Below are 25,760 nucleotides of genomic sequence, written 5' to 3'. Positions count from 1 at the left end.
GACTAATTATAGAGAAATTTTAGCTTTCATCGAAATTAAATTATGAGGAATTTATAAGTAGTATATTTGTAATCAATTTACAGGTTAATGAAAGCAATCGGTTTTATTCCATTACGAAAGGGTTCTAAAGGTATTTTAGGTAAGAATAAGCGCAAAATGTTAGGTCGACCTTTATTTTGTTGGGTACTTACCGAAGCAATATTTTCGAAACTTGACGAGATAATTGTTTTTACCGATGATGAAGAAATCATCGATTTTATTGAAACACAATTCCATTGGTCCAAAAAAGTGAAAGCAGTATTACGTTCAGAAGAAAGCGCTACAGATACGGCTTCCACTGAAGCTGCTATTTTGGAATATTCTAAAGCAGTAGATTATAACTTCGATTTATTTTGCTTATTGCAGGCAACATCTCCGTTCACTACGCTAGATGATATAAATGCAGGTATTTCCAAAATTGAAGAAGGGGCAGACGCTTCTTTAAGTGTAGTGAAAACTCATCGTTTTACATGGGATAGTAACGGAAAATCATTGAATTACGATTATAAAAATAGACCGAGACGCCAGGATTTTAAAGGATTGCTAGTTGAAAATGGTGCTGTATACTGTACTACAACGAAAGCATTAAAAAGTAGTAGAAACCGTATTAGCGGAAATATCACACCTTTTGAAATGCCCGAGGTTTCCTATACCGAAATTGATAGCGAAGCCGATTGGCTAAGTGCAGAGAACTTGTTAGCAACGAGGCTAAGAAACCAAAAAGAGAGTAAGAAAATCACCCATTTAGTATTAGATGTAGATGGTGTTTTTACTGATGGGAAAGTATTGTTTTCTGAAAATGGAGAATTAGCAAAATCTTTTGACATGCGCGATGGTATGGGATTGGAAATCCTACGACAGCATCAAGTTACTGTAATGGTAATGACATCAGAAAATTCTGCTCTTGTAGCTGCAAGAATGAAAAAACTAAAAATAGATACCGTCTTTCTTGGAGCAAAAGATAAGTTTGGATTACTTCAAGAATATTGTATAAAAAACAATCTGGCGATGAGTAGTTTGGCTTATGTAGGCGATGATGTAAACGATATGGCTAACATGTGTTGCGTAGGCTGGTCTTTTGCTCCACAAAATGCGATGGATGAAATTAAAAGGATTGCTGACGTAAATTTAGCAAAGAAATCAGGAGAGGGTGCTATTCGAGAAGTAGCTCAATTTATACAAAAATACAATACTAGATTTTGAACACTTATAAAAAACCTTACGTAATCGCCGAAATTGGATGTAACCACAAAGGCGATATGGAAATTGCAAAAGAGCTAATTAAGGTAGCCAAAATATTTTGCAAAGTAGATGCTGTAAAATTTCAGAAACGTAATAATAAAGAGTTGCTAACTGAAAATCAGTATAACGCTCCGCATCCTAATCCCATAAATGCTTATGGAGAAACATATGGAGAACACCGTGAGTTTTTAGAATTTACAAAGGCTCAGCATCAGGAGCTGAAAGACTTTTGTGAAGAAATGGAAATTTCCTATTCTACTTCGGTATGGGATTTAACTTCGGCACAGGAAATTGCATCTTTAAGTCCAGAGTTTATTAAGATTCCTTCAGCATGTAATAATCATTTCGAAATGTTGGGCTGGTTGTGCGATAATTATTCAGGAGAAATTCATATTTCAACCGGAATGACAACTAAAAATGAAATTTCAGAATTAGTTGAATTTTTTATTGAAAAAGGGAGAAATAAAGATTTAGTAATTTATAATTGTACCTCTGGATATCCTGTTCCTTTTGATGATGTATGTCTTTTAGAAATTTCAAGGATGAAATCGCTTTATGAAAATAAAGTAAAGCATATTGGTTTTTCTGGACATCATTTAGGAATTGCAGTAGATATAGCTGCTTTTACGTTAGGAGCAAATGTGGTAGAAAGACATTATACATTAGATCGTACCTGGAAAGGAACCGATCATGCTGCTTCTTTAGAACCTTCTGGAATGCGAAAGTTAAGTCGAGACTTAAACGCAGTATATCAAGCTTTATCTTTTAAAGAGAAAGATATTTTAGATATTGAAGAAGTACAACGAGAGAAATTGAAATTCAGGAAAAATTAATGGCAAAAAGAAAGGTCTTTGTTTTTCTGCCAGATGGCGTAGGCTTACGCAATTTCGCGTATACTAATTTTAATGATCTAGGTCAGGAAATGGGCATGGATGTTATTTATTGGAATAATAGCATTTTTCCATTGCAAGAAGAATTAGGACTTAAGGAGGTTAAAATAGGATTGAATAATTTAAATCCTATGACACCAATTTATTCTAGAGCTCGTAAGCGAATAGAACTTAATTTATGGCAGAAAGAATTTAACGATCCGGTTTACGAGACTTACAAATTCCCTTTAAAATATAACGGACTCAAGAAGACTACTCGTAGTGTGATGACGAGCTTTTTAATTGCTACTAATAATTCAGAAAATGGTTTAAAAGCTATTAAAAGGCGCATCTCTAAATTAGAATATAAAAATCCTAAATACCAGTACTGTAAAAATCAACTGGAGAAATATAAGCCTGATTTAGTTTTGTGTACAACCCAACGTGCTACTCAGGCCATAAGCGCATTGCTGGCCGCTAAAGATTTAGGAATTCCTACAGCTACTTTTATTTATAGTTGGGACAATGTGCCTAAAGCTATGTTGGTGGTAGAAACCGATTACTACTTTGTTTGGAGCGGTTTAATGAAATCTGAAATGTTGAAATACTATCCTTTTCTAAAGGAAAATCAGATTATCGTTACTGGAACTCCTCAATTTGAACCTCATTTTAATCCAGACTTAGTTATACCTAAAGCTAAATTTTTTGCAGATTACGGATTAGATGAAGCCAAAGAATATATTTGTTTTTCAGGAGATGATACAACTACATCTCCACTAGATCAATATTACTTAGAAGATTTAGCCTTAGCAGTACGCCAGCTAAACAAGCAAGATCATAATTTAGGCATTATATTTAGAAAAGCACCAGTAGATCACACAGGGAGATATCAAAAAATTGTAGAGAAATACAAAGAGGAGATCACGCAAATCGATCCGGCCTGGAAAGCGATGGGAGAACAATGGAATACAATTCTTCCTGAACCTTTTGATTTTTCATTGTTAGCAACAGTTTGTGAACATTCTGAATTGGTTGCTAATGTATGCTCTTCTATGGTTTTTGATTTTGCCATTCATAATAAGCCTTGTATTTATTTCAATTACGAACAACCTCAATTACAAAAAGGTATTCGAGATATTGGACAAAACTACAAATATGTGCACTTTAGATCAATGCCTTCAGAAAATGCAGTGGCTTGGGCTACTTCCAAAGAAGGTTTACAAGATACTTTAGAGAATTTATTAAAAGATCCAAAACCTATTGTAGCTCAGGCACAAAATTGGTTTACGGTGATAGTTGGGAAACATCCGAAAGTTGCTTCTAAGAATATTTGGAATACTATAAAAAATATCTTGAACTAATGCATATAGGTTTTCTAACACCCGAATATCCTCATGATAAAATAAGTCATTCCGGCGGTTTAGGAAGTAGCTTGCAAAATTTGGTAAGATCATTACAAGCAAAAGGAATAAAAATAAGTGTTTTTGTATATGGTCAAAAAGCGGATACCGAATTTGAAGAAAATGGGATTCATTTTTATTGTATTAAACAGAAGACCTACAAAATTGGCGGATTTTATTTATATCGAAAATATATAAATAGAAAACTAAATTATTGTATCCGAGATACCAAGATAGATTTATTAGAAGTTCCAGATTGGACAGGGATAACAGCTTTTATGAATTTTACAATTCCGGTAATTATGCGTTTTCATGGTAGTGATACCTATTTTTGCCATTTAGAAAATCGTCCTCAGAAATTTAAAAATCGTTTTTTTGAAAAACACGCCGTAAAGCGTGTTTCTGCATTTATTGCACCAACAACTTTTGCGGGTGTTCTTTCTAAAGAGTTGTTCAAGATCAATGATGCAGTAATAAAAACAATTCATTATGGATTGGATTTATCACAATTCGATAATGAAAATCCAGAGAATTTTGAATCTTTCTCTATTTTATATTTAGGTACTTTAATTCGTAAAAAAGGTGTTTTAGAATTACTTGATATTTTTGAAAAAGTAAAGCAGAGTTACCCAAATTCAACATTACTATTAATTGGAGGGGATTCTGCGGATATCAAAACAGGAAGTTCTTCAACCTGGAAATTACTTCAGCAAAAAATTAAGGAAAAGGATATTTCCGGTATTCAGTATTTAGGTAAGATGCCATATCCTGAAGTGAAAAAGCATATTAAAAAAGCTCATGTTTGTGTTTTTCCCTCCTATGCAGAAACTCTGGGAATGGTTACTATAGAATCGATGGCTTTACAAAAAGCAGTGGTCAATACTAATATTGGTTGGGCTAAAGAAATAATAGCTCATGGAGAAGATGGACTGATGGAACACCCATCAAATCATGAAGCTTTTGCAGAAGCGATAAAACAGATTTTTGAAGGTGATCATTTTAGAGAAAAGCTTCAAAAAAATGCCCGATTAAAAGTTGAGGCAAATTTTGATATTCAGCAAAAAGCAATTGAAAATATTGAATTTTATAAGGAAATTTTAGCTACCCAAATTTATGATTAAGCTAATTCATCAACATAGCAAGAAGGTGTATGCTGTTTATAAAGATAGGGAGCAGTTAAGTGGCTATTCAGAAAATCTGGTTAAAACTTTTTGGAAATTGGCTGAAGATTTCCCTACAGAAAAAATTATATGGATAGAAGAAGCACAACAAAATAATTTAAATGAGAAGGCTTTTGATGATGTCTTTCATCATCATTTAATAATGGCTTCTTGTGCCATTAAATCTTTATATTTTAGTAGCGATATTGGCTATGTAGATCAATTTCCATTTGCTAATATTAATCTAGAAGTTCAATATCCTACTTGGCTTATGAGTAGCGATATGGGAGGAATTTATGCTTCAGTCGTTCTGAAATTCAAAAATGAATTTCAAAATATATCCAATTTTGAATATTTACTAAATGCGATTGCCAAATTAGGACAGCACCATGGACTATTTTGTTATCATGCGCCACAATTAGCGATAAAAATTGAAAAGAATTTAGAATATACTGCTACGGTAGTTGATTTGTTCTCTTTTGCTTTTCAATTTTATAAAAAAGTAAGAGGAATTATTTTATTATTATGTTTCATCCGATACAAAAAAAAATATCCTTTAAAATCATTGATTTTTAGTTGTTTAAAAACTAATTTTTTTTCCGTAGAAATAGATTTTTCCGATATAACCATTCAATCGTCTAAAGCTTCTATAGATCACTCAATAGATGTGGTTATTCCCACCATTGGAAGACCTAAGCATTTATTAAATGTTTTAGAAGATTTGAAAAAGCAAAATTTCCTTCCTCAAAAAGTAATCATCGTAGAACAAAACCCGGATAAGGGAACGACATCAGATTTTGATTTTATTATTGAAGACTGGCCATTCGAAATTCAGCATATTTTCACTCATCAAACAGGAGCCTGTAATGCAAGAAATAGTGCTTTACAGAGAGTTACCGCTTCATGGGTTTTCTTTTGTGATGATGATAATAAATTTGAAGCTAATTTATTAGAGAGTGCTTTTTCTAAAATTGAAAAATATGGATTGGAAGTTTTAGTAACTGCGTACCGAACAAAACAAGAAGTTCTATTGTATAAAAATCCGAAGCAATGGGGAACATTTGGAGCAGGCAATACTATTATAAAAAAAGCCTGTCTAAAAGAAGTAGCATTTGATCTATCTTTTGAATATGGCTATGGTGAAGATATGGATTTTGGCATGCAATTGCGAAATCAAGGTATTGATATTGTATACCATCCAGAAATTGAAATTGTTCACTTAAAAGCTCCAATGGGAGGTTTTAGAACTAAAATCATAAAGCCCTGGGAGCAAAAAGAACCATTTCCTAAACCATCGCCAACGGTTATGCGTTTTATTCAGAAAAATTATACACGAGCACAGCGAAGAGCGTATAAAATTATTTTATGGCTTAAATTTTACAAAGTTCAGGATATTAAAAATCCTTTAAAGTATAGGAAAAGCATGCAAAAGCGTTGGGAAACAAGCAAATCCTGGGCACAACAAATTTCAAAGAAAGCAATTTAAAATGGAAAGTAAGTTTTCCTTAATAATTTGTACATATCAGCGACCTAATGCGCTTTTAAAACTGCTGAGATCAGTGGAGGAACAATCATTATATCCTTCCCAAATAATTATTGTGGATGGTTCAACAACTCCAGACAGTAAGAGCTTGATTGCAAAACAGAACTTTAGAAATATCGAATATTTTTTGGTTACTGAAAAAGATAGAGGTCTAACCAAACAAAGAAATTTTGGAATAGATAGAGTAAGCTGTGATAGTTTAATCACGTGTTTTTTAGATGATGACGTAGTGCTACAATCTAATTATTTTCAGAAGCTTATGGAGACTTATCAAAAATATCCGGGGGCTTTGGGTGTAGGAGGTTATATTATTGAACCAAATACAGAATGGAAAAAAACAGAAAATAATAAAACTTTATTCAACGAATTTGAATTTGATGGTTGGAAGAGAACATTAGGCAGTAGGAATAGTTTGCGAAAAAAGTTCGGCTTATTAAGTGATCAGCCTCCTGGATTTATGCCAAAGTTTTCTCATGGTTTCTCAACAGGTTTTTTGCCTCCATCGGATAAAATTTATCCGGTAGAATTTTTTATGGGATGTGCAATGTCCTTTAGAACTGAATTTTTCTCGAAACTTAGGTTTTCAGCTTATTTTGAAGGCTATGGATTATATGAGGATATGGATTTTTGTTTGAGATTATCTAAACTAGGTTCGTTGTACGTAAATACTGCAGCAAAACTTCATCATTATCATGAGCCGTCCGGTCGTCCTAACCAATTTGAATATGGAAAGATGGTTGTTGAAAATGGTTGGTATGTTTGGCGAATTAAGTATAATAGACCGACAATAAAAGCAAAACTAATGTGGTATAAAATAACCGGCTTACTAACATTGGTGCGTTTAGCAAACGTCTTTACAACTTCGAAAAAACAGGAAGCATTTACTGAATTTTTAGGCAGATGCTGGGCAATTTTTGCTGTAACTTTTAAAATGTGATTTTTGGTCATGAAATTTGCCGTTATTACTCATGTGATACATAAAAAGTTAGATAAAAAATTTCTAGCCTATGCTCCTTATGTGCTTGAAATGAACCGCTGGTTTAAAAATGTAGACGAGGTAAAAATTGTAGCTCCTTTAGAAGGAAATCAGTCTTCTAAAATTGCAGTAGCTTATGAGGCTTCACAATTAGAATTAAAGAAAATTCCGCGATTTTCTTTAATTTCAGTAGCAGCAATTTTTAAAACCATTTTTAGACTGCCATTGCTTTGCTGGGAAATTATCAAAGCAATGACTTGGGCAGATCATATCCATTTACGGTGCCCAGGTAACATGGGATTATTGGGGTGTATTATGCAGATTTTTTTTCCTTCCAAACCTAAAACTGTAAAATATGCGGGTAATTGGGATCCAGCTTCAAAACAACCATGGTCTTATAGACTTCAAAAATGGATAACTTCAAGCACTTTTTTAAGTAAAAATATAAAAGTACTCGTATATGGAGATTGGCCGAAACAAACTAAAAATATCAAATCGTTTTTTACGGCCTCTTTTTCTGAAACAGAAATTGTAAAAACTGAATATAAAGAAATCGATGGTAAGATAGTATTTATATTCGTGGGGAGTTTGGTGGAAGGCAAGCAGCCACTATATGCAATTAAAGTTGTAGAAAGTTTAAATAAAGGGGGCGTAAATGCTTTTTTAAATTTATACGGTGAAGGCCCTCTCAAAGAAAGTTTAGAGCTTTATATTAAAGAAAATAATCTTTCGACTTTTGTTCAAATCTGGGGAGGAATTCCATTGAAATATCTAAAGCAGGAATATAAAAATGCTCATTTTTCAATTCTACCATCTAAAAGTGAAGGCTGGCCTAAAGCTGTTGCAGAAGCTATGTTTTTTAATTGTGTTCCCATTGCTACTGCGGTATCCTGTGTTCCCTGGATGCTGAATTACGGAAAAAGGGGAGTAATACTTAACCAAAATTTTGAAGAAAATATATCTAATATCACTAGAGTAATTGAAAATCCCCTAGCGTATAAAGCTATGGCAAAAGATGCTGGACAATGGTCACAAAAATATACGCTGGAATATTTTGAATCTGAAATTCGTAAGCTTTTATGAGATTATTGCAGATTATAGATTCCTTGGAAGCTGGTGGGGCTGAACGCATGGCAGTTAATTTTTACAACTATCTGAATGGTGTAAAAGGTATTCGTGCTTTTTTAGTAGCTACTAGAAAAGAAGGGATTTTAAAAAAAGAATTAAAGATCCCGTCTAATTATCTGTATTTGGGAAGAAAAAGAGCTATAGATATCAAAGCTATTTTAAAATTAGTAAGATTTGCCAAGGAAAAAAGTATAACCCATGTGCATGCCCATGGTAGTTCTTATTTTATTGGAAGTATGTTAAAGCTAGCTATTCCGAAATTAGTTTTTATATGGCATGATCATTATGGCAATAGTGAATTTCTTAACGAAAGGCGCTATTCAGTTTTAAAATTATGCAGCAATAATTTTGATGGAATAATTGCAGTAAATAAAAAATTGGCAGATTGGAATAGCAAAAAATTAAATTGTACCAATTGCACCCAAATAAACAATTTTGTTCAACTTGCTGAAAATGCAGATGAAAATGTGAAGTTGGAGGGGAACCAAAAAGTAAAATTGATTTGTGTAGCAAATTTTAGACCTCAAAAAAATCATCTATTTTTACTGAATGTTATCGCTAAACTGAGTGATAAAGATCTGAGTCTACACCTTTTTGGTAAGCACTTTAATGATGAATACGGTAATAATATCTTAGAGCTGATAGAGAAGATGACTAATGTTTTTTATTATGGTTCAAAGCCCATTAATAGGGAAATACTTAATCAAGCTTCCATCGGTATTTTAGTTTCGAAATCAGAAGGCTTACCACTAGTTCTATTGGAGTATGCTGAAGCTCAATTAGCTGTTATTTGTACAGATGTAGGTGAGTGCAAAGCCGTTATTGAAGATACCGGAATAATAATTAATTCTGGCAATGAAGATGAGTTGCTGGCGGCAATTAATTCTTATGCCGAAGATAGTACCAAGCTAAATAGCTCCGCATTAAAATTTCATGAATTAGTGAAAAGAAAATTTGGAGCTGAAAAAATTATAAAACAAACCATTGAGTTCTATAAAAGATGCAGTTGACGATAGATCAAAATAGAAAAGAATACTTTCGACTTTTGCTGCTTCATGTGGCTATAGCATTTGCAATATATTTATATAGACCTATCTCTGTACTTATTAGCCATGGGATGTTGTTATTTTGGTTAATTTATATTCTTCAGAAAAAGAATAAAAATAATGAGGCTCTAATGGCAGCAGCCTACGTTGCAGGAAGCGAAGTGTATTTTAGAATGACTGCCGGTATGATATTTTATGAAACCGGAAAATATATGGTTGTGGTTTACATACTTATAGGTATGTTTTTTAAAGGAACATCTTCTAAAACAGTACCCTACTGGTTTTTTATATTAATGATGGTACCTGGTATTTTGGTTTCAGCAATTAATATAAGCTATGGTGCTGAGTTTAGGAAGTTAGTTGCATTTAATTTAAGTGGTCCTGTTTGTTTAGGTGTAGTAGCAATTTATTGTTACTATAAAAAGATAAAAAAAGCAGATTTCGAGAAGGTAATTTTAATGTTGCTTTTACCACTTATATCGAATATGATATATCTGTATTTATATACACCTTCTCTAAAAGACTCAATTATCAGTGTTTCAGCAAATTACTCTGCTACAGGAGGATATGGTCCTAATCAAATTTCTACCATTTTCGGGATGGGATTCTTTCTTATTTCTACAAGACTTTTTCTAGTAAGAGACAAATTAATAAATCTTGTGGATTTTGTTTTGCTTGGTTTAATGGCGTATCGGGCAATAGTTACGTTTTCCAGAGGTGGTGTTATTACTGGCGTAATCTGTATCAGCACATTTTTGCTGTTCTTTTATTATAAACAAAATGCAAAAACTAGATCAAGTATTTTCAGGAAAATACTATTTATAGCAGTTGCAGGGGTGGCAGTATGGTCATTTACATTAGTTGAGACCTCTGGGTTAATAGGGAATCGATATACTAATAAAGATGCTTCGGGGAAATTAAAAGAAGATATTACTACCGGAAGATCAGAATTAATCGAAACCGAGTTGCATGCATTTACAAGCAATCCTATACTTGGAATCGGAATTGGAAAAGGAAAAGAATATCGAGAGGAACAATTGGGTATCATAATAGCAACACATAATGAAATTAGCCGAATGCTATCAGAACAGGGTATTCTTGGTCTTATTAGTTTATTGATTTTAATTTTTGTTCCTGTAGTATTTTGGTTTAAATTCGAAAACAATTATTATTTTTTGGCCTTTTTAGCCTTTTGGTTTTTAACAATTAACCATTCAGCCATGCGAATTGCTTTACCAGCCTTCGTTTATGGCCTGGCATTACTTTATATAGTAGATGACAAAAAAGATCCTGTACATAGGAAACGACTTGCGCGTTAATAGTTTTACAGCGACCTATATTTCTTTCCTAAGTAAAATGCTTAGACAGGAAGGATTTGAGGTGAAAACTGCATCATCTAAGCGAAATAAGGCAGTGCGTCTTTTGGAGATGCTTGGCCTAATTGTCAGGTTTCAGAAATCTACAGATATCGTCCTTATTGATACTTATGGAGCTACAAATTTTTACTATGCGTATTTAGTAGGCCGTTTCTGTCAAATGTATAACATACCATATATACCAATTTTACATGGTGGTAATTTGCCTGAACGTTTGGATAAAAATCCTAAATTCAGTCGGAATTTATTTGGTAATGCCTTTCAAAACATTGCGCCTTCGAATTTTCTGAAGAGCGAATTCGAAAAAAGAAATTTTAATCGAATCTGCCTTATTCCTAATTCAATAGATCTACAAAATTACCCTTATAAATTACGTAAAGATTTTAGGCCTAAATTGTTATGGGTGCGCCGCTTTCAGTATAGATATAATCCTAAAATGGCATTAGAAGTTTTAGAGCTGTTATCGACCAAGTATAGTGATGCAGAATTATGTATGGTTGGTCCCGAGAAAGATGGGAGTATGCAGGATTGTAGACGCTTAGCAAAAAAGAAGAATCTAAAAGTTAAGTTTACCGATAAGCTTAAAAAATTAGAATGGGCAGCATTGTCTAAGGATTTCGATTTTTTTATTAATACTACTACAATTGATAATACACCACTTAGTGTTATTGAAGCTATGAGCTTAGGTTTGCCCATAATCTCAACAAATGTAGGTGGGATGCCTAATCTGATTACCCATACTAGAGATGGTATTTTAGTTCCTTCGGGAGATGCGCAAGAAATGGTTTCAGAAATATCTAAAATTATTGAAGATCCAATGACAGGAGAATCTCTAGCTTCAAATGCACGAAGTAAGGCTGAATCTTTTGATTGGCAAATGATAAGAAAAGAATGGTTAGAGGTTATTAATAATGGCTGCTAAAAAAATTCTTTATATAGGAAATAAACTAGCAAATACTGGGCGTACACCAACTTCGGCTGATATTTTACCTGGATTACTCGAAAAAGAGGGGTATGTGGTATATTCATTTTCAGCAAAAGAGAATAAAATTTTACGTCTGCTAGAAATGCTTAGAAGCGTGCTACTATTTAGCGATAAGGTAGATTGGATAATTATAGATGTATATAGTACGCAAAATTTTTGGTACGCCTATTTATGCGGAAAGCTTAGTAAAACGAAAGGCGTTCATTATATAAATATTTTACATGGCGGAAATCTGGAGAAAAGGCTACGCAAAAAGTTCTTTTCGTTTTTCCGAAACGCTAAATATAATATCGCGCCATCCGAATTTTTTTATTCAAAATTTTCGGCTGTAGGATTAACGAATTTGAAGTTTATTCCAAATTCAATAAAGCTAGATGAATATAATTTTAAAGAGCGTTTTCAAGTTTCACCAAAGATAATTTGGGTTCGTGCATTTGCTGAAATTTATAATCCAATGTTAGCGATTCAGCTACTCGAGTTGTTAGTACAGAAATACGCTAACGCAGCGCTTTACATGGTTGGTCCAGATAAAGATGGTAGTATGCTGAAGTGTAAAAACTATGCTGAAATGAATAAGTTACCAATCACTTTTACAGGAAAACTAGATAAAAAACAGTGGCACAAATTAGCTGGAGATTGTGATATTTTCTTGAATACTTCTACCATTGATAATACACCAGTAAGTATCGTAGAAGCTATGGCGCTAGGTTTGCCTTTGCTAAGCTCTAAAGTTGGCGGTATTCCTTATCTTATTGAAGATGGTAAAGATGGAATTTTATTTGAAAGTAACAATCTGAATGATTTAGCCAATAAAACTTTTAAATTATTAGATAAGCAGTTAGATGCGAATAGTATAGCGAAAAATGCTAGAAAGAAAGTTGAAAAATTTGACTGGGAAAATGTAAAAGGTCAGTGGAACGATTTACTGACTTAAAAGAGTATATTTAATTGCATAAATTAACGGAAATGGCAGACAAACCCCTACTACATTTCGAAATTTCAGAAAGGAAGGTTCTTCTACGAATATTCGATGTGTTGTTTGTTCTTTTAACGCTTACATTACTGCAAAGTTTTACCAATTTTAGTTACTTCAGGATAAGTAAGGAATTTTGGTATTGGACAGTTTTGCTGGTGGTCTATTTAAAACTTTTTGCTCATGTTTTTGAACTATACGACCTTCAGAAAGCAAGTCATTTTGATATAGTACTTAAAAATGTCCTGTTAACTACTTCAGTAACCGTTCTATTTTTCATTTTAACTCCGCTGTTAAGTCCGAGTTTACCCGATAACAGAATTCAGATTCTATATTTTTTTCTTACAATTTTATGTACACTTTTATTGTGGCGTTGGGCTTATATCTCTCTAATCGCTTCACCAAGATTCAATAAAAGAGTAATTGTCGTTGGTGATAGTTTCGATATTCAAATGATTGCAGAAGCTTTTAAGAAAGCAGATCCAAATTACGAGGTCGTTGGTTTTGTAAATACTGATGAACAAGTTGAGGTTGAAGACGAAAATTTTTTAAGGTTCGAAGTTGATAATTTAAGAAAATCAGTTGAAGAATATCATATTAAAGAAATTGTTGTTTCAAGCGGTTACAAAGGCGGATTAATGCTTCCGCTTTACAACGAACTGAGTTTTCTTTTGAATGAGGGATTCCCAATTAGAGATTATATGCAGGTTTATGAAGATATTACTGCAAGAATTCCGGTGCAAAATGTAGATCACGATTTCTACAGATATTTTCCATTTAGCCGAAGTAATCAAAACAAATTCTACCTTTTCAGTTTACGTTTGTTTGATATTCTCTTCTCTTTAATGGGAATATTTATTGGTCTCGTTCTTACGCCTTTCGTGCTATTAGGAAATGCATTAGCTAACCGTGGACCATTGTTTTATACGCAAGAAAGAATTGGACAAAATAGCAAAACATTTAAGATTGTTAAGTTTAGAACGATGGTTAAGAATGCAGAAGAGCAGGGGCCAAGATATGCTGAAAAAAATGATCTTCGAACCACGCCCTTTGGTAAATTTATGAGAAAAGCCAGAATCGATGAAATTCCGCAATTTCTGAATTTATTAAAAGGGGAAATGAGTTTGATAGGTCCAAGACCAGAACGCCCGGTCTTTGTACAAGAGCTTTCGAAAAGTATTCCTTTTTATAATATTCGGCATGTAATAAAACCTGGTTTAACGGGCTGGGCGCAAGTAAAAGGAGATTATAGCGGAGAAGAAGCCGGCGCTTTAGAAAAACTTCAGTATGATCTATTTTATATAAAACATCGAAGCATTTTCTTAGACCTCAATATCATTCTGAAAACCTTGAGTACTGTAATTTCTATGCGCGGACAGTAGTCAGCATATATATGTTTATACTTTTAAAATTGAGAAACTAGAATATAGTTTAGACAGAACAAAAAGTATTTTTTAATGCTGAAATATCTAAAAATGTAATTTTTATAAACCCAATTTCGATGAATTTGCCATTAATTTTCAAATACTCAGATTGAAAGCTAATAAGTAACCTCACCGCTTTTTGCTAAAAATACTTACTGCGTTTAATTCCTACCATAGCAAATAGGAATATAAAGAGCGCTAAAAACTTCGAAACTCGGGCGATATAATCTCCATATTTGGAGTAAAAAGTAATTTTATTATTCAGAATAATATCTCCAGATATGGTTCCGTGTTCCTCATATTCTAATTTTTGTTGAATTTCGCCAATAGGATTAATAATTTCTGAAATTCCCGTATTTGCACTTCTGGCAACCGATCTTCTATTTTCAATAGCTCTTAATTTGGCATAGCTTGCATGTTGTCGATGTCCCGCCGTATTGCCCCACCAAGCGTCATTTGTGATAATGCTCAAGAAATTGGCTCCATTCTTTACATAACCGGTAACATATTCACCATAAATGGATTCGTAACAAATAATTGGAGCTGTTGAAATACTATCTTTTATTTTGAATACCGCTCTTTCTTTTTGCGTAGTTTTCATAGCGACTGTTCCGCCCAAATCGATCATTACATCGCCCAAAATAGGTTTAAGAATATCCTGATAAGGGAAATTTTCAACTCCGACAACTAATTTTGATTTATGATAAATCTGGTTTTCAGTATTATTTTTAATTAGAAAAGCCGAATTGTAATCATTAAACCAGTCATTTTCGCCTAATTGGTTGGATTGAGAATTCACTAAGTTTGGATTTGAAAAACGCTCGTAAAATGAAACGCCACCTAAAAAGCTCAAATTTGGCTGAAGCTGTGAAATTTGTCTTCCAAAAAAGGCAGCTTCAGATTTGTTGAATCTTGATAAAACTGTTCCGTCGGCAAAAACGGTCTCAGGAGCCAAAACAATTTCAGTTGAATCTGTAATTTTTTCCGAAGTCATATTCAGCAATAACTCGCCGATTTTTGTATCGTTCGTGTTATACTTTTCGGTATAAGGATTAATGTTGGGCTGAAGTATTAAAGCGTTAATTCTTTCTTGCGGCATCGTATAGTTCCATAACAAAATGTAAGAAGCAAGAATTGGTAGCCCGATTAATAAAATTGTTTTCACACCGGCGCGATATAAAATCGTTTTATCCTTAAATTCATTGAAAGCAAGGATAGCCTTAAAAATCACAAAATTGCTTAGTAGAATCCAAAGTGTTCCTCCAAAAGTTCCCGTAAATTCATACCACTGTATCCAATTAATGTATTCTGAAAATCCGTTACCAAGATTTAGCCAGGGCCATGAAAAATCCCATCCTAAATGAACTTTTTCGAACACGATCCAGAGGCTTATAAAAAAACTAGCGGAAGCTCTAAATCCAGTTCGTTTGGCGATAATGTGATAAATCAAAAACACGATCGACATGAGTAAAGAGTTCGCTAAAATAGCGAATGCACCGCCAAAAGGCGTTGAGAAATAGATCCAATAAGTTGTAATAACATTCCAAATAAAGAAGCTTACATAAGCAACTCCAAAGACTTTCCATTTTTGGAATTTAGCTTCAGAATTTCGAATATTGAATTCTGCTAAAAGCAGGGGCGTAAATCCTAAAAATAGAAGCAGCGGAAAACCATTAGTAGGCCAACCAAAAGCAAGTAAAAGTCCGCTTAAAATTGCAAAAAGAATATTCTTCATAATTAAAATTTTTAAGCTGAAATCTATTTTTTGAAGGTAATCAGCTTTAGGAAATTGCTTTCGATTTTGCAGGCAAAAATACTAAACTCAGTTTGAAAAAAGGTTTTAAGGAAATTTTATTAGACATTGAAGTGTAAATACCTATTTTAGAGGATTAATAATCTAACCAATCAATGAAGAAACATATTCCCAATCTTATAACGCTTTGTAATTTATTTAGTGGAAGTATTGCTGTGATTTTTGCCGTTCAGGGAAATTTAGTCGCTGCAGCATTCTTCGTAGCATTAGGAATATTCTTCGATTTTTTTGATGGTTTAGCTGCCAGGGCTTTAAATGTGAAAAGCGATGTGGGTTTACAATTAGACTCTTTAGCAGACGTGGTGACGAGTGGAGTAGTACCTGGGATAGTAATGTTTCAATTATTTACTATGGCATTGCCTGGCGAAGATGGCGTTCCACAGTGGACTTCTGAAACGAATTGGTTAGAGTTTACATTTAATCCGTTAGCTTTATTTGGACTACTTATCATTTTAGGATCGGGTTACAGACTCGCTAAATTTAATGTTGATGATCGCCAAACTGATTCTTTTATTGGTTTACCCACTCCGGCAAATGCTTTATTGATCTTATCGCTACCACTTATTTTAACCTATCAGCCTAATAGCTTTGCTACAGATATCATTTTGAATGAATGGTTTCTTTTTGCATTAACCATCATTAGCTTTATTATTTTGAATGCTGAATTACCATTGTTCGCTTTGAAATTTAAAAACTATGGTTTTAAGGGAAATGAGATCAGGTATATTTTCCTAATTCTCTGTGTCGTTTTAATCGTGCTGTTTCAGTTCCTGGCAGTGCCGATGATTATTTTGAGCTATGTGCTATTATCTATTTTTTCCGGAAATAAAAGCTGAAAGTAGATTTTCTAATCAAACAATTTCTTCTTTCTAAGCTCGAAGTTTTGTCCTAGATAAACCTTACGAACCATCTCGTCTTCGGCAAGTTCTTCAGGGATACCATGTTTCAGGATACTTCCTTCAAACATGAGATACGTACGATCGGTAATCGCTAAGGTCTCCTGGACGTTGTGATCGGTAATTAAAATTCCGATGTTTTTGTTTTTTAACTGTGCCACAATACGCTGGATGTCTTCAACCGCAACTGGATCTACCCGGCAAAAGGTTCATCTAAAAGAATAAATTTTGGATCGGTAGCTAAAGCACGAGCGATTTCTGTCCGTCTTCTTTCTCCACCACTTAATAAATCCCCTCGGTTAGTTCGAATATGGTTTAATCCAAATTCTTCGATTAGGGATTCCATTTTCATTTCCCGCTCTTTCTTAGAAAGTTTGGTGAGCTGAAGCACACTCATAATATTATCTTCTATACTCAGCTTCCTAAAAACTGAAGCTTCTTGTGCCAAATAGCCAATCCCATGTTGTGCCCGTTTATACATCGGGAATTTAGTAATGTTTTCTTTATCAAGAACAATACTACCACTATTTGGTTTGATCAAGCCAACAATCATATAGAAAGAAGTAGTTTTTCCGGCACCATTAGGACCTAGAAGACCTACGATTTCCCCCTGATTAACTTCAAGAGAAATCCCTTTTACTACTTTTCTACCTTTATATTGCTTTATAAGATTATCGGCTTTTAACTTCATGTCTTCGATTTAGTTCAGTATAAACATAAATTATACCGATTTATTTTTCGGTATTAGCTTCTTCAAGAGAGTCCCAGTATTCAAAAGCTCTTCTTAAATGCGGTATTACAATTGTACCACCTATAAGCGTACCGATACTTAAAGTCTCCATTACTTCTTCACGTTTCAATCCTTCTTTAAAACTGCTTTCTAAGTGATATTTAACGCAATCATCACAACGTAGCACAAGAGAAGCCACAAGACCTAAAAGTTCTTTCGTTCTTTTGTCTAAAGCACCTTCAGCAAAAGCATTGGTGTCTAAATTGAAAATACGTTTTAGAACTTTATTATTCTCTCCAAGAATCTTATCGTTCATTTTTTGGCGATACGAATTAAACTCGTCAACCTGATTGATCATAGCTTATTTTTTTCTTTAATTTCTTTTTTGTAGATAACTTTTGATATTACAATACTTACTTCGTAAAGTATCAATACCGGTACTGCAACGATAATCTGACTGACAATATCTGGCGGAGTAATTACAGCCGATAAAATTAGTACAATTACTAATGCATATTTTCTATATTTTTTTAAGAATTGTGGAGTAACCACACCAACTTTAGTTAGAAAGTAAATAAGTATAGGAAGCTCGAAAATTAATCCTGAAGCAATAACTGTCGTTCTAACTAAGCCTATATAATCACTTAAATCGAATTCATTTAAAACAAGTTCACTAACCTTATATTTTCCTAGAAAATTGATGGATAATGGCGTAACCACATAGTATCCAAAAAGTACGCCAAGAAAAAATAAAAGTGAGGTTACAAAAATAAAACCTTTAGCATGTTTTCTTTCTTTCTCGTGCATAGCAGGTGCGACAAATTTCCAGAATTCAAACATAATTATAGGAAAGGCAATAATAAACCCTGCTGTAATAGAAGTCCAAATATGAGCAGAGAATTGACCGCCCATAGTTCTACTTTGTATCGTAAATGGTAACTCTTGAAAGCAAAATCCACCGTCGATGCCAAGTGCTTCAGATACTCTACATAACATACTATATGACCAGAAATCACCTTTACTTGGGCCAAATAAAAGAACATCAAAAATAAAGCTTTTTAAAAGAAAGGCTATTGTTGCTGCAATTACTACTGCAAGAACAGCTCTTATCAAATGCCATCTTAATTCTTCAAGATGATCTAAAAAAGACATTTCTGGTTCCTCTTGCTGAGGCTGGCTTATTTTTTTCATCATAAAATTCCTTCTCTTATTAAATTATGAATATGCACCACGCCACTATACGTTCCGTTTTTTGTAGCTAATAATTGCGATATTTTGTTCTCCTCTAAGACATCGAGAGCTTCCACAGCTAAAGCATCTTCATCGATACTTTTCGGGTTTTTGCTCATAATATCTTTAGCAGTAAGATTTTTAAATTCTTCGTTATTCTTCAGCATTCTACGAATGTCACCATCTGTAATAATACCAATAATTCGATCCTTCTCCAAAACAGCCGTTACTCCTAGCATATTTTCAGAAATAACAATAATAGCATCGGTGACTGTAGTCTCAGGAGAAACACTGGGTTTCATATTCTGGGCCGCAATATCCTTAACTCGCAAATATAGCTTTTTTCCGAGACTGCCACCTGGATGATATTTTGCGAAATCTTCACTAGAAAATCCTCGTAGTTTTAAAAGACAAATGGCTAAAGCATCACCAATTACTAATTGCGCTGTAGTACTAGTTGTAGGAGCAAGATTATTTGGACAGGCTTCTTTTTCTACATAAGAATTAAGAATAAAATCGGCCGATTTGCCTAGAAACGAATCTTTGTCTGCAGTAATGGCTATAAGTGTATTATGGAAATCTTTGATAAAAGGGACCAATACCTTTATTTCAGGGCTATTTCCACTCTTACTAATACATAATACAATATCATCTTTTTGAATAATACCTAGATCACCATGAATAGCATCTGCAGCGTGCATAAAAATAGCAGGAGTTCCGGTAGAATTTAGCGTTGCAACAATTTTATTAGCAATAGCTGCACTTTTTCCAACCCCGGTTACAATTACTCTACCTTTAGCATTGTAAATATTTTCTACCGCCGCTACAAAGTCATTATCAATAAGATGTTCTAAATTTGCAATGGCTTTAGCTTCAATTTTTACAGTTTCCTTTGCGGCGCTTAGAATTTTTTGCTGAAGTTTCAAATTTTGAAATAATTATGGATTGCAGATACTAAAGAAATATGTATATTTAGATGTGCAAATGTATGTAAAATTGTAACACAATTGAATGAGTTTGACTGAAATTGATTTACATAAAGAACTGAAGAAATATTTTGGTTTTAGCCAATTTAAAGGTCTTCAGGAAGATGTTATTGCAAGTATCGTGAATAGAAATGATACTTTTGTAATTATGCCAACAGGAGGAGGTAAGTCCCTATGCTACCAGCTGCCTGCATTAATTGAAGAAGGAACTGCAATTGTTGTATCGCCCCTTATCGCCTTAATGAAAAACCAGGTAGATGCCATTCGAGGAATTTCTTCGGAATATGGCGTTGCTCACGTTCTTAATTCGTCGCTAAATAAGACTGAAGTTAAGCAGGTGAAGGAAGATATAGTGAATGGCGTTACTAAACTTTTATATGTAGCTCCCGAATCTTTGACAAAAGAGGATTATGTTGATTTTCTAAAACAGCAAAAAATCTCTTTTTTAGCAATTGATGAAGCGCACTGTATTAGTGAATGGGGCCATGACTTTAGGCCTGAATATCGAAATTTGAAAAGCATAATACAGCGTATAGGAGATAATATTCCAATTATTGCGCTTACCGCAACAGCTACCCCGAAAGTTCAGGAAGATATTCTTAAGAATTTGGGCGTTCAAAAAGCAAAAACATTCAAAGCTAGTTTTAATAGGCCTAATCTTTATTATGAGGTTCGACCTAAAACCAAGAATGTAGATGCCGATATTATTCGTTTTGTAAAACAGAATAATGGTAAGAGCGGAATTATTTATTGCCTTAGCCGTAAAAAAGTAGAAGAGTTAGCACAAACCCTACAGGTAAATGGGATCAATGCGATACCTTATCACGCAGGTTTAGATGCCAAAACACGTTCCAAACATCAGGACATGTTCTTGATGGAAGATGTAGATGTGGTTGTAGCAACTATTGCTTTTGGTATGGGAATCGATAAACCCGATGTGCGATTTGTAATTCATCATGATATTCCAAAAAGTATAGAAAGTTACTATCAGGAAACCGGAAGAGCCGGTCGTGATGGTGGCGAAGGGCATTGTCTGGCATTCTATGCGTATAAGGATATAGAAAAATTAGAGAAGTTTATGAGTGGTAAACCTGTTGCAGAGCAGGAGGTAGGCCATGCATTGCTTCAAGAGGTAGTGGCTTATGCTGAAACTTCAATTTCGAGAAGAAAATTTATACTTCATTATTTTGGAGAAGAATTCAGCCTGGAAACAGGTGATGGAGCTTCGATGGACGATAACGTTCGTAATCCTAAAAAGCAACATGAGGCTAAAGAAGAATTGGAACTTCTTATTAATGTAATTAAAGACACAAAGCAATTATATAAATCGAAAGAGGTTGTAAAAACGATTGTCGGAAAAAGTAATGCTTTAATTCTATCTCATAAAACCGATCAAAATCCACTTTTTGGTAAAGGAAAAGATAAGAATGAAGGATTTTGGATGGCACTTACAAGACAGGCACTTGTGGCCGGTTATTTACGTAAAGACATTGAAACCTACGGTGTTATTAAATTAACAGCAAAAGGAGAAGAATTTCTGAAAAATCCTGAGCCATTCATGATGACTCACGATCATATATTTAGTGAATCTTCAGATAATGCAGCGGTATCTTCCAAAGTGTCAACTGGAGTCGATGATAAATTGGTGAGCATGCTTAAAGAGCTGCGAAAAAAGGTAGCTAAGAAAAATGGTGTACCTCCTTTTGTAGTTTTTCAGGATCCTTCTATAGACGACATGGCGCTTAAATATCCTGTAGACCTTAAAGAGCTTGGAAATATCTTTGGAGTCGGAGAAGGCAAAGCAAAAAAATACGGTAAAGATTTCGTGAATCTTATCGCCAGGTATGTTGAGGATAATGAAGTAATACGACCAGACGATTTGGTTGTGAAGTCTACTGGAGCGAATAGTGCTTTAAAACTTTTTATTATACAGAGTGTAGATCGCAAATTACCATTAGATGATATTGCCTCTGCAAAGGGTATGACGATGCCTGAGTTTATCAAGGAGATGGAAGCTATTGTTTATAGTGGAACAAAGCTGAATATCGATTACTATCTGGAAGATGTTTTAGATGAAGATCAACAGGAAGAACTCCATGATTATTTTCTGGAAGCTGAAACCGATAAAGTTGAAGAAGCTTTAGAAGAGTTTGATGGTGATTATGACGATGAAGAAATTCGTTTATACCGAATTAAATTTATTAGTGAAGTTGCAAATTAAAATTTGTGAAATGAATAAACTGAAATCTGCTTTTCTTACGAAAAAATTTAAGTATGGTCTTTATTTTGGTCTGGTGATTGGAATAATTTTAGGAATCTATCTAATAAACTCTGGTGTAATTAGATAATATATATGTAGTACAAATTAAGATTTATGAGTATACTTTCAAATCCGAACAAAAATCAAGCTAAATGGTTATTAGTTGTTGGTCTAATTTTACTGGCCTTTGGCGGAAGTTTTGAATACTTCGTTGGTGGATATGATTCCTGGAATGGAGCAATATATGGATTTTCATTTTCATTAATGATTATTTCAATATTTACTATGGCTAAATTAAAAACTTCAAAAGGCAATTAGTAAATATATTTAAAAGAACAAAAAAAGCCTTTTTAGAATTTCTAAAAAGGCTTTTTTTGTTATGATTTTTTCAGAATTTATTTTCCGCCATTAGCGCGTAAATCGGCAATACATTCTGGTCCCATTTCTGGAGGTGTACCACGAACCTGATTTATAATGCCGCTACCAAATTCCAGAGAAGCGCGCATTAAACAATTTTCTTCAGTACAGTGGCCATCATTTTCTTCATCTTCATGATCGCTTTGTAATTCTGTTCCCACATTTACAAGTCCGAATAAATGCCCAAATTCGTGATTTAAAACAGCGGTTTCTATCACACTTTTACTAGGAGCGTTTACTCTGTTTGCAAACTTATTAATCGTTTCTCCATAAATAACCATAGAAGTATTTCGGTAAGCAGAGCCTAAGATGAAACGCTCGTCGGTGTCTCCTTCATTACTTCCATCTGCAAAATAAATATAAACGCTAATTTCATCTCCAACACTATAATAGCTGCGTTCTTCTTTTTCAATATCATAAACTTCTTCTATTTCGAAAGATGATAGGCCAGAGGATTCTACCTCTCGATAAGTTATAGCTATACCGTCTGGTTTGAATGTTCTTTCTTCTAAGAACGCTTTAAAGTTTTCCATCGCAGTGGTAGTCGGCTGAAAGCCGCTTACATAAAGCACCTCGATATTCATCGAAGTATACTCATCATCACTCAAAAGATCGTGTGCAGATTCTCCCAATCCACGCTGATTTAATGATTTATCAATTACCGGGGCGTCATCTGTGATATCATTTCCGTTGCTGTCGCTAGAACATGAGGTTACTGCAACGAACAGGCAAAGCGTATAAAAAAGTTTGTACAAATTTTTCATAGATAGTATTATTCAGTTTTCAAATTTAATCATTTTTTAGCGTCAGTTTGGCTAAATAATCAAAGTGGTCGCCTTCTACTATTAACTCGCAATTAAAATTATTCTTTTTAGCAGCCAATTTCAGCATGTCAAAATCTAAATATAGCCAGGGAAAATATTCCGATTGCTTACCTTTATAACTTATACTAAAGTCGATCTCTCCAATATATTTACGATCAAATTCGTCATTAGGTTCTTCTTCGTCTTCCAAAAAGCTGAGGTCTGAAGAATCTATTAAGATCTGTCCTTCAGGTTTTAAAAGTTCTTTGCAAATGTTTAAAAAGTTATCGGTGTTGATGAGGTTACCTATAATGCCGGTTCCATTCATTAAGAATAAAAGCGTGTCATATTGCTCATTTTCAGCATAAAAATCTTGCACTTTAGCATTATCTACTCTGCGTTCTTTTGCTATAGCGATTGAACCTTCAGAAGTATCAATTGCTTTTACATCAATTCCTTTTTGCTGAAGATAAAGCGAATGACTACCAGCACCACAACCTACATCCAACACTTTGCCATGCGAAAGTTGCAAGGCTTTTTGCTCGGTTTTAGGCATTTCAGAATAGCTTCTGAAGAGATACTCGATAGCGATCTCATCGTCATCAAAATCTGGTGAATGTACAATAATAGGGGTTTCATCTTTATCGAAATAGAAAGCTTTCATAGCCATCCCGAAGATATCTTTTTCCTTCATAAACTTGTTATCTTTGTGGCATGCACGAAATATTAAAAGAGCTGCCAGGAAAGGCCAAAGATAAGCAGAAGGAAAATAAAAAGTTTTTTTCTAAGCTAAAGAAACGTCCACCAAAAGATTTAGACGTTCAAATGCAGGAAATGCATGAGGAAGAATTCTCTAGAACTAATTGTTTAGACTGCGCTAATTGCTGCAAAACTACCGGTCCGCTTTTTACGAATAAGGATATTGAACGCATCAGTAAATTCCTCAAACTGAAACCGCAGCAGTTTATCGATCAATATCTTCGGGTTGATGAAGATAAAGATTACGTATTACAGGAAGTTCCCTGTGCATTTTTAGGGCATGATAATTATTGTTTAATCTACGAAGTTCGGCCAAAAGCCTGCAGAGAATATCCACATACCGATAGAAAAGACTTCCATAAAATATCGAATCTTACTATAAAGAATACCGCGATTTGCCCAGCTGCTTATAATATTATTGAAGAAATGAAGAGGCGTTTGAAAGTTTAGTATAAATTAGTACAGCAAATATTGTTGTCTTTTGTCTTTAAACTTTTCAAGGCCCGGCTGCCAGGTTTTTTTAATAGCTTCTGCAGTTAATCCATTTTCGATTTGTTGCTGAAGTTTTTTTGTACCGGCAAGTTTGGTGAAAAAACTATTAAAAAATTTCGATTTTTCCTTAGTATTTTGGTAAGCGACTATTAACCATTCTAAATTGATTTCATTTAAATACTGTGTTTTACTAAGATCTTTTCCGTAGCATTTCACATTTAAATGTTTAGGGTTTTTAGAGCCATCCATTGATTTTGGAGTGTAAGAGTAATCGAACTTTTCAGGATTAAAATATGGTGATCCAAAAACCTGAAATTGTTTATCGGTGCCACGACCTGCATTTACATTGGTGCCTTCAAAAAAGCAAAGACTAGGGTAGAGGTTTATAGATTTATCGTTGGGTAAATTGGGAGAAGGTTTTACAGGTAAGCTATATTTCTTTTGATGATCGTAATTTAGCATGGTTATCACTTTAAGATCACATGAAATTCCGTTTTTTAACCAGCCTTCACCATTAATCATTTTTGCGTATTCGCCCATGCTAAGTCCGTGTACGGTTGGAATTGGATGCATGCCCACAAAGCTTTGATACTCTTTCTCTAAAATAGGACCATCGACATAGTGACCATTAGGATTTGGACGATCAAATACTAAAAGCTGTATATCATTTTCGGCACAAGCTTCCATTACGTAATGTAGCGAAGAGATGTAAGTATAAAATCTTGCGCCAACATCTTGTAGATCGAAGATCAAAATATCTATATCCTTCAGTTGTTCTGATTTTGGTTTTTTATTGCTTCCGTAGAGAGAAATTACCGGGAGGCCAGTTTTAGGATCTTTACCGTCCTCAACCTTCTCTCCGGCATCTGCTTTTCCTCTAAAGCCATGTTCAGGCGCAAAAACTTTAATTAGATTGACATTTAAGGCTAAAAGAGAATCAACTAAATGGATAGACGCTTTATTTTTATTCTGAATTAAAGAAGACTGATTACCTACTATACCGACTTTTTTATTCTGAAGAAGTGGTAGATAAACTTCAGTTCGATTAGCACCTACCTCAATTTCTTCTGAAGTTATATCGTTTACCTGTTCTTTAATAGAAGGTTTTTTTTCAGGATCTTTTTTCTCAGCTTCCATGTTTCCGCAGGAAAGAATTAAAATAAGAGGGAATAAAAATGTACTTTTGAACAACCGATTAATCATATAAGTGTAG

The 25,760-nt window shown here is 34.0% G+C and carries 23 protein-coding genes and 1 pseudogene; 16 read left to right on the top strand and 8 right to left on the bottom strand.

Features of this window, described 5'->3' with window-relative positions; genetic code table 11:
* The first annotated feature begins 87 nt into the window (after nucleotides 1-87).
* The 12 genes from QWY91_RS09100 to QWY91_RS09045 are packed head-to-tail and all read left to right on the top strand — an operon-like array spanning nucleotide 88 to nucleotide 14,119.
* Nucleotides 88-1,242: an acylneuraminate cytidylyltransferase gene (locus QWY91_RS09100; RefSeq protein ID WP_290234037.1), complete on the top strand. Its 1,155-nt coding sequence runs from the start codon at nucleotides 88-90 to the stop codon at nucleotides 1,240-1,242.
* Complete coding sequence (locus tag QWY91_RS09095; protein ID WP_290234034.1) at nucleotides 1,239-2,114, top strand: N-acetylneuraminate synthase family protein; 876 nt, start codon at nucleotides 1,239-1,241, stop codon at nucleotides 2,112-2,114. The genes QWY91_RS09100 and QWY91_RS09095 overlap by 4 nt, the downstream gene beginning before the upstream one ends.
* Nucleotides 2,114-3,511, top strand: coding sequence for a glycosyltransferase family protein (locus tag QWY91_RS09090; protein WP_290234030.1), 1,398 nt, complete (start codon nucleotides 2,114-2,116; stop codon nucleotides 3,509-3,511). The genes QWY91_RS09095 and QWY91_RS09090 overlap by 1 nt, the downstream gene beginning before the upstream one ends.
* Nucleotides 3,511-4,671: a glycosyltransferase family 4 protein gene (locus tag QWY91_RS09085; RefSeq protein WP_290234028.1), complete on the top strand. Its 1,161-nt coding sequence runs from the start codon at nucleotides 3,511-3,513 to the stop codon at nucleotides 4,669-4,671. The genes QWY91_RS09090 and QWY91_RS09085 overlap by 1 nt, the downstream gene beginning before the upstream one ends.
* Nucleotides 4,664-6,196: a glycosyltransferase family 2 protein gene (locus QWY91_RS09080; protein WP_290234026.1), complete on the top strand. Its 1,533-nt coding sequence runs from the start codon at nucleotides 4,664-4,666 to the stop codon at nucleotides 6,194-6,196. The genes QWY91_RS09085 and QWY91_RS09080 overlap by 8 nt, the downstream gene beginning before the upstream one ends.
* Before the next feature lies 1 nt (nucleotide 6,197).
* Complete coding sequence (locus tag QWY91_RS09075) at nucleotides 6,198-7,190, top strand: glycosyltransferase family 2 protein (RefSeq protein ID WP_290234023.1); 993 nt, start codon at nucleotides 6,198-6,200, stop codon at nucleotides 7,188-7,190.
* Between the two features lie 9 nt (nucleotides 7,191-7,199).
* Nucleotides 7,200-8,312, top strand: a complete 1,113-nt coding sequence (locus QWY91_RS09070; RefSeq protein WP_290234020.1) for a glycosyltransferase family 4 protein — start codon at nucleotides 7,200-7,202, stop codon at nucleotides 8,310-8,312.
* A complete protein-coding gene (locus QWY91_RS09065) occupies nucleotides 8,309-9,367 on the top strand; it encodes a glycosyltransferase family 4 protein (protein ID WP_290234017.1) in 1,059 nt (352 codons plus the stop codon). The genes QWY91_RS09070 and QWY91_RS09065 overlap by 4 nt, the downstream gene beginning before the upstream one ends.
* Nucleotides 9,358-10,722, top strand: a complete 1,365-nt coding sequence (locus tag QWY91_RS09060; protein ID WP_290234015.1) for an O-antigen ligase family protein — start codon at nucleotides 9,358-9,360, stop codon at nucleotides 10,720-10,722. The genes QWY91_RS09065 and QWY91_RS09060 overlap by 10 nt, the downstream gene beginning before the upstream one ends.
* Nucleotides 10,679-11,701, top strand: coding sequence for a glycosyltransferase family 4 protein (locus QWY91_RS09055; RefSeq protein WP_290234012.1), 1,023 nt, complete (start codon nucleotides 10,679-10,681; stop codon nucleotides 11,699-11,701). The genes QWY91_RS09060 and QWY91_RS09055 overlap by 44 nt, the downstream gene beginning before the upstream one ends.
* Entirely contained in the window at nucleotides 11,691-12,698 is a 1,008-nt protein-coding gene (locus QWY91_RS09050) for a glycosyltransferase family 4 protein (protein ID WP_290234010.1), read from the top strand. The genes QWY91_RS09055 and QWY91_RS09050 overlap by 11 nt, the downstream gene beginning before the upstream one ends.
* 32 nt (nucleotides 12,699-12,730) lie before the next feature.
* Nucleotides 12,731-14,119 (top strand): exopolysaccharide biosynthesis polyprenyl glycosylphosphotransferase, encoded by a 1,389-nt coding sequence (locus tag QWY91_RS09045; protein WP_290234008.1) that lies wholly within the window; start codon nucleotides 12,731-12,733, stop codon nucleotides 14,117-14,119.
* A gap of 184 nt (nucleotides 14,120-14,303) precedes the next feature.
* Here the strand turns inward: QWY91_RS09045 and lnt are convergent, their stop codons facing one another.
* Nucleotides 14,304-15,896, bottom strand: coding sequence for an apolipoprotein N-acyltransferase (gene lnt / locus QWY91_RS09040; RefSeq protein ID WP_290234005.1), 1,593 nt, complete (start codon nucleotides 15,894-15,896; stop codon nucleotides 14,304-14,306).
* 173 nt (nucleotides 15,897-16,069) lie between these two features.
* Between lnt and QWY91_RS09035 the strand changes: the two genes are divergently transcribed.
* Nucleotides 16,070-16,810 (top strand): CDP-alcohol phosphatidyltransferase family protein, encoded by a 741-nt coding sequence (locus tag QWY91_RS09035; protein ID WP_290234004.1) that lies wholly within the window; start codon nucleotides 16,070-16,072, stop codon nucleotides 16,808-16,810.
* 11 nt (nucleotides 16,811-16,821) lie between these two features.
* Here the strand turns inward: QWY91_RS09035 and lptB are convergent.
* The 4 genes and pseudogenes from lptB to QWY91_RS09015 all read right to left on the bottom strand — a co-directional run bounded on the left by lptB (nucleotide 16,822) and on the right by QWY91_RS09015 (nucleotide 19,756).
* A pseudogene (gene lptB / locus QWY91_RS09030) lies at nucleotides 16,822-17,561 on the bottom strand (LPS export ABC transporter ATP-binding protein).
* Between the two features lie 40 nt (nucleotides 17,562-17,601).
* Nucleotides 17,602-17,958 carry a carboxymuconolactone decarboxylase family protein gene (locus QWY91_RS09025; protein ID WP_290234002.1) on the bottom strand — a complete coding sequence of 119 codons (357 nt, stop codon included), beginning with the start codon at nucleotides 17,956-17,958 and terminating at the stop codon, nucleotides 17,602-17,604.
* Nucleotides 17,955-18,791 (bottom strand): twin-arginine translocase subunit TatC, encoded by an 837-nt coding sequence (gene tatC / locus QWY91_RS09020; protein ID WP_290237080.1) that lies wholly within the window; start codon nucleotides 18,789-18,791, stop codon nucleotides 17,955-17,957. Before tatC ends, QWY91_RS09025 begins: the two co-directional genes overlap by 4 nt.
* The gene (locus tag QWY91_RS09015) at nucleotides 18,791-19,756 is read right to left on the bottom strand and encodes a KpsF/GutQ family sugar-phosphate isomerase (RefSeq protein ID WP_290234001.1); all 966 of its coding nucleotides are present in this window, start codon (nucleotides 19,754-19,756) and stop codon (nucleotides 18,791-18,793) included. The genes tatC and QWY91_RS09015 overlap by 1 nt, the downstream gene beginning before the upstream one ends.
* An 85-nt stretch (nucleotides 19,757-19,841) precedes the next feature.
* On the opposite strand from QWY91_RS09015, the gene recQ reads away from it, so the two are divergent.
* Entirely contained in the window at nucleotides 19,842-22,037 is a 2,196-nt protein-coding gene (recQ, locus tag QWY91_RS09010) for a DNA helicase RecQ (RefSeq protein WP_290233998.1), read from the top strand.
* Nucleotides 22,038-22,190: 153 nt separating this feature from the next.
* Nucleotides 22,191-22,394 (top strand): hypothetical protein, encoded by a 204-nt coding sequence (locus tag QWY91_RS09005; protein WP_290233996.1) that lies wholly within the window; start codon nucleotides 22,191-22,193, stop codon nucleotides 22,392-22,394.
* 77 nt (nucleotides 22,395-22,471) lie between these two features.
* Here QWY91_RS09005 and QWY91_RS09000 read toward each other — a convergent pair whose 3' ends face one another.
* Together QWY91_RS09000 and QWY91_RS08995 are read right to left on the bottom strand one after the other, a co-directional pair.
* Nucleotides 22,472-23,257, bottom strand: coding sequence for a hypothetical protein (locus QWY91_RS09000; RefSeq protein ID WP_290233995.1), 786 nt, complete (start codon nucleotides 23,255-23,257; stop codon nucleotides 22,472-22,474).
* Between the two features lie 25 nt (nucleotides 23,258-23,282).
* Nucleotides 23,283-23,990, bottom strand: coding sequence for a class I SAM-dependent methyltransferase (locus QWY91_RS08995; RefSeq protein ID WP_290233992.1), 708 nt, complete (start codon nucleotides 23,988-23,990; stop codon nucleotides 23,283-23,285).
* Between the two features lie 20 nt (nucleotides 23,991-24,010).
* Between QWY91_RS08995 and QWY91_RS08990 the strand changes: the two genes are divergently transcribed.
* Nucleotides 24,011-24,505 (top strand): YkgJ family cysteine cluster protein, encoded by a 495-nt coding sequence (locus tag QWY91_RS08990; RefSeq protein WP_290233989.1) that lies wholly within the window; start codon nucleotides 24,011-24,013, stop codon nucleotides 24,503-24,505.
* A 6-nt stretch (nucleotides 24,506-24,511) separates the two neighbouring features.
* Here QWY91_RS08990 and QWY91_RS08985 read toward each other — a convergent pair whose 3' ends face one another.
* The gene (locus QWY91_RS08985; RefSeq protein WP_290237079.1) at nucleotides 24,512-25,750 is read right to left on the bottom strand and encodes an exo-beta-N-acetylmuramidase NamZ family protein; all 1,239 of its coding nucleotides are present in this window, start codon (nucleotides 25,748-25,750) and stop codon (nucleotides 24,512-24,514) included.
* Nucleotides 25,751-25,760 lie beyond the last annotated feature (10 nt).

The organism is Zunongwangia endophytica, from assembly GCF_030409505.1.
Classification (GTDB): Bacteria; Bacteroidota; Bacteroidia; order Flavobacteriales; family Flavobacteriaceae; genus Zunongwangia; species Zunongwangia endophytica.
This window is presented reverse-complemented; position numbering and strand designations above follow the sequence as displayed.

Coding starts and splice junctions, on each gene's coding strand:
- QWY91_RS09075 (WP_290234023.1), top strand. CDS start 6,198: ATGGAAAGTAAGTTTTCCTTAATAATTTGTACATATCAGCGACCTAAT.
- QWY91_RS08990 (WP_290233989.1), top strand. CDS start 24,011: ATGCACGAAATATTAAAAGAGCTGCCAGGAAAGGCCAAAGATAAGCAG.
- QWY91_RS09060 (WP_290234015.1), top strand. CDS start 9,358: ATGCAGTTGACGATAGATCAAAATAGAAAAGAATACTTTCGACTTTTG.
- recQ (WP_290233998.1), top strand. CDS start 19,842: ATGAGTTTGACTGAAATTGATTTACATAAAGAACTGAAGAAATATTTT.
- QWY91_RS08995 (WP_290233992.1), bottom strand. CDS start 23,990: ATGAAGGAAAAAGATATCTTCGGGATGGCTATGAAAGCTTTCTATTTC.
- QWY91_RS09055 (WP_290234012.1), top strand. CDS start 10,679: ATGACAAAAAAGATCCTGTACATAGGAAACGACTTGCGCGTTAATAGT.
- QWY91_RS09080 (WP_290234026.1), top strand. CDS start 4,664: ATGATTAAGCTAATTCATCAACATAGCAAGAAGGTGTATGCTGTTTAT.
- QWY91_RS08985 (WP_290237079.1), bottom strand. CDS start 25,750: ATGATTAATCGGTTGTTCAAAAGTACATTTTTATTCCCTCTTATTTTA.
- lnt (WP_290234005.1), bottom strand. CDS start 15,896: ATGAAGAATATTCTTTTTGCAATTTTAAGCGGACTTTTACTTGCTTTT.
- QWY91_RS09045 (WP_290234008.1), top strand. CDS start 12,731: ATGGCAGACAAACCCCTACTACATTTCGAAATTTCAGAAAGGAAGGTT.
- QWY91_RS09025 (WP_290234002.1), bottom strand. CDS start 17,958: ATGATCAATCAGGTTGACGAGTTTAATTCGTATCGCCAAAAAATGAAC.
- QWY91_RS09090 (WP_290234030.1), top strand. CDS start 2,114: ATGGCAAAAAGAAAGGTCTTTGTTTTTCTGCCAGATGGCGTAGGCTTA.
- QWY91_RS09035 (WP_290234004.1), top strand. CDS start 16,070: ATGAAGAAACATATTCCCAATCTTATAACGCTTTGTAATTTATTTAGT.
- QWY91_RS09085 (WP_290234028.1), top strand. CDS start 3,511: ATGCATATAGGTTTTCTAACACCCGAATATCCTCATGATAAAATAAGT.
- QWY91_RS09100 (WP_290234037.1), top strand. CDS start 88: ATGAAAGCAATCGGTTTTATTCCATTACGAAAGGGTTCTAAAGGTATT.
- tatC (WP_290237080.1), bottom strand. CDS start 18,791: ATGAAAAAAATAAGCCAGCCTCAGCAAGAGGAACCAGAAATGTCTTTT.
- QWY91_RS09005 (WP_290233996.1), top strand. CDS start 22,191: ATGAGTATACTTTCAAATCCGAACAAAAATCAAGCTAAATGGTTATTA.
- QWY91_RS09065 (WP_290234017.1), top strand. CDS start 8,309: ATGAGATTATTGCAGATTATAGATTCCTTGGAAGCTGGTGGGGCTGAA.
- QWY91_RS09070 (WP_290234020.1), top strand. CDS start 7,200: ATGAAATTTGCCGTTATTACTCATGTGATACATAAAAAGTTAGATAAA.
- QWY91_RS09000 (WP_290233995.1), bottom strand. CDS start 23,257: ATGAAAAATTTGTACAAACTTTTTTATACGCTTTGCCTGTTCGTTGCA.
- QWY91_RS09050 (WP_290234010.1), top strand. CDS start 11,691: ATGGCTGCTAAAAAAATTCTTTATATAGGAAATAAACTAGCAAATACT.